Here is a 9,703-nt window from a genome sequence, read left to right on the forward strand (position 1 = left end):
GTTAATGACCCTCTGGGTTATCTTTTGGGACTCCAAAATGTCAAGAGAAACAAAAAGATGGCAAGAAATGAGGTAACACAATGCCACGCACCGTAAATATAGCCTTAAGTTCTACGCAACGCTCTCGATAGTTTAGTCTTGATGATTGACAAAAAAACACTTGACAAATTTTATTTATTGGCGTATAATATAGAATGTTTCTCTTATAAAGATTTCTCCAAATTTAAAAAAAAGGAAAAAGATGAACAATGTTTATTATGGAAGCAAAAAGGAAAAATAGAAAAAGGAGGGGGGGGAAACATATAGAGAGGAGTGTATTAATTTTTATTGCACTATTAATTACTTTTTTACCTTCACTCTATAAAAATCAAATATTAGCCAATACTCAATCCAGCCTAAAAATAAAAAGTGATTTACTTTTGACAACATTCATTCCTCAAGTCCACTATCAAATTTGTAAAGTTAAGGATTATAATAAAGCAGGCATAGGTGGAATAGAAGTTGAAGAACCTTCTTTTGAAACTATGCTTTATACAGTGCGTCCGGGGGATACCCTGTCAGAAATAGCACACAAACAAGGACTAAAGATAGATACAATTGTGAGTGCCAATCGGAATATTAAAGGAATAGCATCACTGCGAGCGGGGCAAAAACTACGACTTCCTAATCAAGACGGCGTATTTCATAAGGTTGGGAAAGGAGAAACGATAAGTAATATCTCAACTACTTATAAAATAAGCCCGGAAAAGATTCTTGATGCTAACGATATTTCAAAACCTAAAGACCTTATGGCAGGAAAAGAGATATTTATCCCGGGCGCAAAATTATTACCAGCAACAAAAGAATATATTGTTGGTGGAATGGGATTTATTAGACCAATTAAGGGTGGTTGGTTTTCAAGTGGCTATGGATACCGCCGTGACCCGTTTAATGGACAGATACGATTTCATACAGGTGTTGACATTGGCAGTTATCAGGGCACATCAATTATGGCGGCTAAGAGTGGTGAGGTAATTAATAGTGGTTGGATAACGGGTTATGGAAATATCGTGATAATCAAACATTCAGGTGGCTATGTCACAAAATATGCCCATAACTCAAGAAATCTGGTTTCTAAGGGGATGTATGTCCGACAGGGAGAAGTGATTGCATTAGTTGGAAGCACAGGAAGAAGTGAAGGTTCTCATCTCCATTTTGAAATCTGCAAAAATGGTCATCCCGTCAATCCTGCTTCCTTTATTTCACTCCCTTATTCTCGATAATTTTCTGAAATAGCCGACTTACCAATTTGAGGATACAGATAACAAGAAATAAAACATTAAAATCTTGCGACCTGTGCGGTTAGGTTTTAGGTTATTGACGCTGAAAGCGTCGAATTTTAAATAACCGTAGATGCAATCTACGGAAATAAACGCCCGCAAAACTCGACCCTGAAAGGGTCGAATGTAATCCATGGTTAGAATTCAACCCTTTCAGGGTTGAGTAGTAAGCAGGAGATTTTCTTCTCTCCGTAGATTTTATCTACGGTTATGTAAAATCAAACCTTTCAGGTTTGAGGAAATTTACTTGTAATTTCTAACCGCACAGGTCGAATTTTTTTATTGACATATGCTAAATTTTTTGCTAAAATACCCTCAGAAGGGGAAAAAATGAATGAACAGTCCAAAAGCCCCAAAAAGCAAATTACTATCAGTGGTCGAAAAATTTGTTTTATAATTTCTTCGTGTACTTCGTGGTTTTTAAAAGATAGGGCTTCACGAAATTAAAACTAAGTAATCGGTTAATTGGTAACTAATTACCATTCACCAGTTACCAATTACCAAATGTAAGGAGGTATTAATTATGTTAAAACAATTATGTATTTTTCTGATTGTATTTAGTGTTTTGTGTCTGGGGGGGCAAAAAGTTCTACTGGCTAAATCTAAAATAGAGAAAAAAGAGATTAAATGGTATCATTCTTTTGAGAAAGGGTTAAAGATGGCTAAAAAAAAGAATAAACCTTTGATGGTAGATTTTGAGGCAAAATGGTGTATCTGGTGTAAAAGATTAGATGCAACGACATATAAAAATCCAGAGGTAATTGCACTTTCTAAAAAATTTATTCCAGTCAAGATTGATTGTGATGTAGATAAAACTACACCAAACCAATATGCTGTCCGAGGCTTGCCAACGATTATCTTTATGGATACGGATAGTCAGGTAATTCATCAAGTAGTAGGTTATCGTGGACCAGAAGATTTTATAACCGAAATGAAAAAGGCACTTGCATCTACTAAAGGAGATGATAAATGATAAATAATATCTTATTTCTTTTGCTCTTTATCATTGGTTGTAGTCAGGCTAAACCTTATATTACCCCGTATCAATATCAGGAAAATCAATTAGCAAAATTACTTTATGACCGTGCCCTGGCATATCAAGACCAAAAAAATTATGAATTAGCCATTATTGAATTTCGACATTTTATTGACTATTATCCAAAGATTTATTATGCCGATGAGGCTCAACTTAATATCGGTAGATGCTATCAGGCGTTAGAACAATGGAATGAGGCGATAAATAATTATCGGCTATTGCTTAAAAAATATAAACACTCTGACTATAAAGTTGAGGCAATTTACCAAATCGGAGAATGCTACCAGGCATCTAATAAATTTAAAAAGGCAACTGAAATATATCTTTCTATCATTAAGGAACATTCCAAAACAGTCTGGGCAAAAAAGTCAAAAGAAAAGATAGAGGAGATTGCAAATAAATTCCCGCAAAGTAAAGAGTTTAAAAAAATCAATCGTCAAGCAGAGAAAATCTATCGTAAGAGTCAAAAGAAATAAAAAGGAGTGTAATTTATGGGATTTGAATATCGAGAAAGAGAATTATATTGTGATGGGCTTAAGATTGAAACCATTGCCAGGCAGGTGCAAACACCATTTTATCTTTACAGTTATGATGTCTTAACCTCTAATTACGAGGCTTATTGCCAATCTTTCTCTAATACCTTAATTTGTTATGCCTGTAAGGCAAACGCTAATCTGGCTATCCTTAATATTTTAGCCCAAAAAGGGGCAGGGGCAGATGTTGTCTCCGGCGGTGAACTATTTAAGGCATTAAAGGCAGGAATTCCACCGCAAAAAATCGTTTTCAATGGTAATGGTAAAACCAGAGAAGAACTTGAATATGCCGTAGAGAATGATTTGTTAATGATTAATGTGGATTCAATAGAGGAACTTTCATTATTGAACCAAATTGCCAGAGCAAAAGATAAAAAAGTCCGTATTGCAATTCGTGTCAATCCTGATATTAATCCACTTACTCATCATTATATTGCTACAGGCCTGGCTAAAAGTAAATTTGGAATAAGCAACCATATGGTAAAAGAGGTTTATATCCAGGTATCAAAGTCACAAAATCTTGAAGTAGCAGGAATTCATTGCCATATTGGTTCGCAAATAACTCATTGTAACCTATTCCTTGAAAGCATGCATAAGGTTCTTAAATTAGCCCGGGAACTTAAAGAGCTAAATATTAACATCGAGTATATAAATCTTGGTGGAGGTTTAGGTATCAGGTATCATGATGAAGATATTCATAGCATCCAGGATTTTGGCAAAATGCTCTTACCAGAAATTGCTAATACCAATTATAAACTAATATTAGAACCAGGACGAAGTATTGTAGGCGAGTCAGGAATTCTTGTAACTAAAATACTTCATATTAAAAAAGGACATAATAAGCATTTTATTATCGTTGATGCGGCAATGAATGATTTAATCAGACCGGCATTCTACAAGGCATATCATAAAATTCTACCAGTAATTGAAGATATAGAGCGAGAAGGATTAACGGCAGATATAGTTGGCCCCATATGTGAAGAAGGTGATTTTTTTGCCCATGATAGAGTGTTACCTAAACCTACGGCAGGAGAGCTACTGGTTATTTTAGATGCCGGGGCTTATGGAATTACAATGTCATCTAATTATAATATGCGTCCTAAGGTGGCTGAGGTAATGGTCATTAATGGAGAATATCATATTATCCGTCAGAGAGAATCTTATGAGGATTTAATTAGCAAAGAGGCAATTTTACAGATTTAATAATTCCTGTAAGCGTTCAGGTGTAAGTAAGGAAAAATGGGAAAGTAGGGAAAAAGGGGAAAAATATTAAAGAAATTCATTTCAAATTCAAGTTAAGCTGCGTAATTACACAGAGTAGAGAATACGAAGTATGGTAAGCGTTCAGGTGGTGTAACAAAAGGAGATGTGGAGATTAAGGAGATAGGGAGATATTATTAAAAAAATTGAAATTAATAGAAACTAATAGAAATTTATGGAAATTTGTTGTTTTCCACAATCAATTTCTACCTATTTCTATAAATTTCAATCTATTTCTATTATCTTATCTCCATATCACTCTTATCTCCTTATCCCCTTTCTTACACTTTTGATATATAGCCTGAACGGTTACGCCTTTTCTTTAGCAAAGTTTACAAGAATAGTCACCTTTACACCTGTAGCTTTTAAATCGGTAAATACTTTCCAGAAAACATGGACCCAGTGTCTGGTGTAGCTTGATAATACATTGAATTATTATCTCAGTAAGTAGATTTTCTTGATATCCTTCTGATATCTCCATACCTCCTTTATCCCCTTATCCCCCTTCTTATACTAACCACGATCAAAATATTCCTATTTCACAGGTTGAAAATTTTTGTTTGAGAGATATTTTTTACTTGACAAACCCTTTTCATAGGTGAATTTTTAGAGACTAAATTCATCTATGTTTAGGAGAGATAGAAAAAAATATTTTTCGTAAACATTTTGAGAGAAAAATAAGGAATAATGAGCCTCTATCTAATTCTTGCCGAGAATTGCTGTTAATATTATTTTTAGTTGACAATGGCAGGGAGGATAAAGTATAATAGTAGGCAAGATGGGTAAGAAAAACAGAGGACAGATAACAGATAACAGAAAACAGAAAAAGGGGAAGTGGAAGGTTCCTTTCAAGATTCCAAGATTTCTTATACCAAAAGATGAACCAATTACTCCAAGAGCATTTGCCTTATTAGACTACGCAGGTGGAGTACTGGTATTTTTCATCTGCTGGGTTGTGTATTTGCATACTCTTACTCCAACGATTGGGTTTCATGACTCAGGAGATATGATAACTGCGGCTTATGTCTTAGGTATCCCACATCCGACAGGTTATCCTCTTTATTGCTTGCTTGGTAAACTTTGGATGAGTCTACTACCAATTGGAAACATTGCCTATCGTATGAACTTAGCCTCTGCTCTATGTGCCTCCCTGGCGTGCATGATGGTATACTTTATCGTGTTGAAGGTAGGAACAGGGCTTGTCCATGCAGGACTTGCGAATCAAAGCAACGCACAGACACGAGGTCTGTCCCTACATCAACTTATACCCGCAGCAGTAGCTGCTTTCATGCTTGCTTTTGCTACTACCTTCTGGGAACAGGCAGTAATAGCTGAGAAATACTCACTAAATGCTCTGTTTGCAACATTACTAATCTTTATCCTACTAAAGTGGGCAGAAGCAATGAGCACGGAGTATAGAGCACGGAGCATGGAGGTAAAAGCTCAAAGCTCAAGGCTCAAAGCTCAGAGATATCTCTACCTCTTCGCTTTCACCCTGGGTTTATCTTTCACTCATCACATGCAAACAATCTATTTAGTGCCAGCAAGTGTATTCTTTATTCTATTAATTAGTATTACCAGTTGGATGAAGAAGAAAACTCATGTAAAAGCAAAAAAAACTATCAGGCAAAATAATAAACAGTTTTTATTTAATATTCTTTATCTTCTAAAGTCTATCTATAAAAAATTATTGATTTTAAGACCTGTATTAATAATGTTTTTTCTTTTTATTATTCCCTTACTCCTTTACTCATACCTTCCTCTACGAGCTTCTCAAAATCCACCTGTTAATTGTAGTGACCCGGATAACTTAGAAAGATTTATTGATCATATTAGTGCTAAAGATTATAGAGATATTTTTGTATCTCCTATATTAAAAGAAAGGTTACAAAGGGGTAAGTTTCACATAAGTCTTTTCTTTAGTCATCAGTTTACTAATTATTTCATTTGGATTGGAATTGTAGGAATGTTAATTCTCTTTTTTAAAAAAATAAAGATTTTTATCTTTTTAATACTGATAGTCATTATGAATATAACCTTAGCCACAATTTATAGTATTCCTAATATTGAAGATTATTATATTCCTACATTTGTTATCTTTGCTATTTTAAGTGGTTGTGCAATTAAATGGATAACAGAAAAGATTATTTCTTTTTTTACAATCAAAAAAATACCAATTTTCTTCTTTATAATTGTGTATTTAGTTTCTATGATTTTCTTAATTCTATTCCTTTTTAATACAAATTATAGTTATACTAATAAACATAAGTATTATTTAGCATATGATTATGGAAGAAATATATTAAATGATTTAGAGGAAGAATCAATTATCTTTTTACATACAGACATGAACATTTTCCCATCTTTTTATATTCAAATTGTAGAAAAAATTAAGACAAATATATGCTTTGTTATTTCAACCTTCCTACATTGTGATTGGTATGGAGCTCAAATTAAAGAAAAACATCCTGATTTGGAATTTGAGCTTTATCCTAAGGAAAGAATTATGAAGTTAAAATCAAATAAAAGAACGGAACTTACACAAGTTAGATTTGATGAACTTATAGAGAATAATCTTAACAAGTATCCATGTTATATCTTATTTAATGAAGAAATTACTCATTTAGCCTCAAATTATCCATTAGTTCTCCAAGGATTACTCTGGAGGATAGCAAAGGATAAAAAAGAAGTGGATAAATTATCTAATGTTATTCTAAACAGAAAGTTAAGACTTAACTTAAGAGGAATATATGATGATATAATCTATACTGATGGTATGAATTTTAACATTGAGTGGACTAAATTTACTTTGCAAAACTATGCTGCAGTGTACAATAACTGGGGAGTACTTTACTATAAAAAGGGTATGTATGATGAATCTATTAATTATTTTAAAAAAGCTATAACACTAAATCCAACTCTTTCAAGTGCATATTTAAACATTGGTGATACATATGAAGAAAAAAAGGAGTATAATAAAGCAATTATCTATTACAGAAAGGTAATTTCTCTTGACACTAATAGTGAAGAAGCTTATAATAAAATAGGTGAAATTTATCTTTTAAAAGAGAAATATAGAGAATCAATCTGTATTCTTCAAAAGGCAATAAAATTAAATCCTAAAAATGTTAAAACTCTTTATACTCTTTGTAAAGCATATTATAAAAATGGTGATATAAATAATACTTGTAAAACATTAGAGAAACTTTTAGAGTTAGTACCATTTCGTGATGATATTCGTCAAGCTCTTTTAGCCATACGACATGGACAGGAGATTGTCTGGGATTAAATAATTCCTATTATTGAATTTTTAGAGACTGAATTCACCTATGTTTAGGAGAGATAGAAAAAAATATTTTTCGTAAAGATTTTGAGAGAAAAATAAGGAATAATGAGCCTCTATCTAATTTTTCACCGAGAATTGCTGTTTTTTTTACATTTTGCTTGACAAAAATCCAGTTTTATGTTATATTATAAAAAAGCTTGATATGATTAGATAAAACTTCAGAGTCAATCTGGCAGATGGAAGGTAGGTGAAAAATAGATTTAGTTTAAATCTGCCACGATTTTGGTTAACATAATAAAATCTAAAAGAAAGGAGGTTTTTAGAAGATGAATAAAAAGATTATTTTAGGAATTTTGGTGGTTTTAGGAATGCTTTTGGGTATGGGAACTTTGAGTGAGGTAGATGCTACTACCTATTATGTAGATGCAGTGAATGGAGATGATAGTAATCCTGGTACGCAAGAAGAACCGTTTAAGACTATTGGGAAAGGAGTAGAGGTATCTATTGATGGAGATACTGTACAATGTGCCCCTGGGACATATACTGAAACTGTAACTATTACTGAAAGGATTGCACTTGTTGGTGGAGGAGCTGAAACAACTATAATAGATGTTTCAGATTTTCCAGGTGATGAGAATGCGGTAACTTTCTTAGGCAGTGGAGCAAATAACGCTACTATTACTTGCTTTACAATTACGGGAGCAACAGGATGGGAATACAAGGGTCATGGAATATATTGCGCTAATAGTAATCCTACCATTATCAACAACACTCTCATAGATAATTTTTATGGTGGGGGTATTGGTTATCAATCATCCTCTCCAATTATTATCAACAATATTATTATAAAGAATGGGGATTCTGGTATTGAGGGTTATTCAGGAGGAGATTCAAGACCAATCATCATCAACAATACTATTGAAGGGAGTGAATATGGTATCTGCTGTAGGGGAAATCCAACTATTACTAATAATACTATCATAAGGAACTTCTGGGGTGTCGTTTGTGGCGGCAGCAACTGCTCACCAACTATTACCAATAATACTATTAGAGAAAATGGTTATGGTATCAACTGTAACCACACTTATAATTCCTTAGTTGCTATCACGAACAATATAATTAGAGGGAATATTGCTGATGGAATCATAGCTACCAATTACTCTTCACCGACCATCACTAATAATACTATTACGGGGAATGGAGAAAGTGGTATTTACTGTGAATTTGATGCTTCCCCATCTGTCACCAACAACATAATTACAAATAACAAAAAAGGTATCTATTGCATTTTTAACTCTTATCCCCAAATTGATTATAATGATGTTTATGGTAATAGCGAAGATGATTATGATGGTTGTGTAGCTGGAGACAATGATATATCCGAACCACCACAATTTGTAGATGAGGCAAATGGAGATTATCATCTTAAACCAACCTCTCCTTGTATTGATGTAGGCTCAAATACAGCTCCAGCACTACCAGATACGGATATGGATGGTGAACCAAGGATAATCAATGATGTAGTTGATATGGGTGCGGATGAATACAGTAAGGTGTTAGCGATTTTCATGGAGTTAAATGATGTTGAATTTCATACAGGTGATACATTAACTATTGATGCGCATGTAACTAATGGTAAAGAGGAAGTGGATGTAGAAGGAAAATGTTGGGTTAGATTTCCTGATGATTCATTAATATCCCTATTGAATGTTCCTAAGGCTACCTTACCACCAGAACTTGATATTACCATGCCTTTACTTCCTGGTGGTTATACCTTTAATGGAAGTGAACCAGCTGGGGAATATCAAGCCGGTGGAAGATTAGCCTGCCCTATTACCCTTGATTATTTCAGCACAGACATCGAAACCTTCACATTTATCCCATGATTTTAAAACAGCAATGGGTATCCATTTTGACTACCTTTGTAACCCAGCCGTGCTTTTTAATGATGTCAAGGCTGGGTTTTTTTGTAGAGTTTTTAACAATGGATGTATGTCAACTGCAAATTTTTTGTTTGCAAAGAAAATGAAAATGTGATATGCAGACTTCTCCAACCTGACTCCAAATTTTTGGACATTAGCTTTAGCGATAACTTCTTGATTTTAAACACGTTGAATTTTTAGCCAAAATCATTGCAAAAAATCTCTCTTTTAAATTCAATATGTTACAGAGTCAAGAAATTTGCAAATGTCCAATTTAACGACATTCTCGTAACTAATTGAAATGCCATATCTTATAGCGAACGACACCTCAACTTTGGAGAAGTCTG

At 33.6% G+C, this 9,703-nt stretch carries 7 protein-coding genes; all 7 read left to right on the forward strand.

Features of this window, described 5'->3' with window-relative positions; genetic code table 11:
• Positions 1 to 257: 257 nt before the first annotated feature.
• Entirely contained in the window at positions 258 to 1,262 is a 1,005-nt protein-coding gene (locus AB1414_09615) for a M23 family metallopeptidase (GenBank protein ID MEW6607691.1), read from the forward strand.
• Positions 1,263 to 1,842: 580 nt separating this feature from the next.
• A complete protein-coding gene (locus AB1414_09620) occupies positions 1,843 to 2,292 on the forward strand; it encodes a thioredoxin fold domain-containing protein (GenBank protein ID MEW6607692.1) in 450 nt (149 codons plus the stop codon).
• Entirely contained in the window at positions 2,289 to 2,831 is a 543-nt protein-coding gene (locus AB1414_09625; GenBank protein MEW6607693.1) for a tetratricopeptide repeat protein, read from the forward strand. The genes AB1414_09620 and AB1414_09625 overlap by 4 nt, the downstream gene beginning before the upstream one ends.
• A gap of 15 nt (positions 2,832 to 2,846) precedes the next feature.
• Positions 2,847 to 4,091: a diaminopimelate decarboxylase gene (gene lysA, locus AB1414_09630; protein MEW6607694.1), complete on the forward strand. Its 1,245-nt coding sequence runs from the start codon at positions 2,847 to 2,849 to the stop codon at positions 4,089 to 4,091.
• 232 nt (positions 4,092 to 4,323) lie between these two features.
• On the forward strand, positions 4,324 to 4,563 hold the full coding sequence (locus AB1414_09635; GenBank protein MEW6607695.1) for a hypothetical protein: 240 nt from the start codon (positions 4,324 to 4,326) through the stop codon (positions 4,561 to 4,563).
• A gap of 363 nt (positions 4,564 to 4,926) precedes the next feature.
• Entirely contained in the window at positions 4,927 to 7,437 is a 2,511-nt protein-coding gene (locus AB1414_09640; GenBank protein ID MEW6607696.1) for a DUF2723 domain-containing protein, read from the forward strand.
• A 323-nt stretch (positions 7,438 to 7,760) separates the two neighbouring features.
• The gene (locus AB1414_09645; GenBank protein ID MEW6607697.1) at positions 7,761 to 9,320 is read left to right on the forward strand and encodes a right-handed parallel beta-helix repeat-containing protein; all 1,560 of its coding nucleotides are present in this window, start codon (positions 7,761 to 7,763) and stop codon (positions 9,318 to 9,320) included.
• Positions 9,321 to 9,703: the final 383 nt, after the last annotated feature.

Source organism: bacterium, from assembly GCA_040755795.1.
In the GTDB taxonomy this organism is placed as follows: Bacteria; UBA9089; CG2-30-40-21; order CG2-30-40-21; family SBAY01; genus JBFLXS01.

Bases quoted from the DNA above. Each gene is read 5' to 3' on its own strand.
- AB1414_09615 (MEW6607691.1), top strand. From the start codon at position 258: ATGGAAGCAAAAAGGAAAAATAGAAAAAGGAGGGGGGGGAAACATATA.
- AB1414_09620 (MEW6607692.1), top strand. From the start codon at position 1,843: ATGTTAAAACAATTATGTATTTTTCTGATTGTATTTAGTGTTTTGTGT.
- AB1414_09625 (MEW6607693.1), top strand. From the start codon at position 2,289: ATGATAAATAATATCTTATTTCTTTTGCTCTTTATCATTGGTTGTAGT.
- lysA (MEW6607694.1), top strand. From the start codon at position 2,847: ATGGGATTTGAATATCGAGAAAGAGAATTATATTGTGATGGGCTTAAG.
- AB1414_09635 (MEW6607695.1), top strand. From the start codon at position 4,324: ATGGAAATTTGTTGTTTTCCACAATCAATTTCTACCTATTTCTATAAA.
- AB1414_09640 (MEW6607696.1), top strand. From the start codon at position 4,927: ATGGGTAAGAAAAACAGAGGACAGATAACAGATAACAGAAAACAGAAA.
- AB1414_09645 (MEW6607697.1), top strand. From the start codon at position 7,761: ATGAATAAAAAGATTATTTTAGGAATTTTGGTGGTTTTAGGAATGCTT.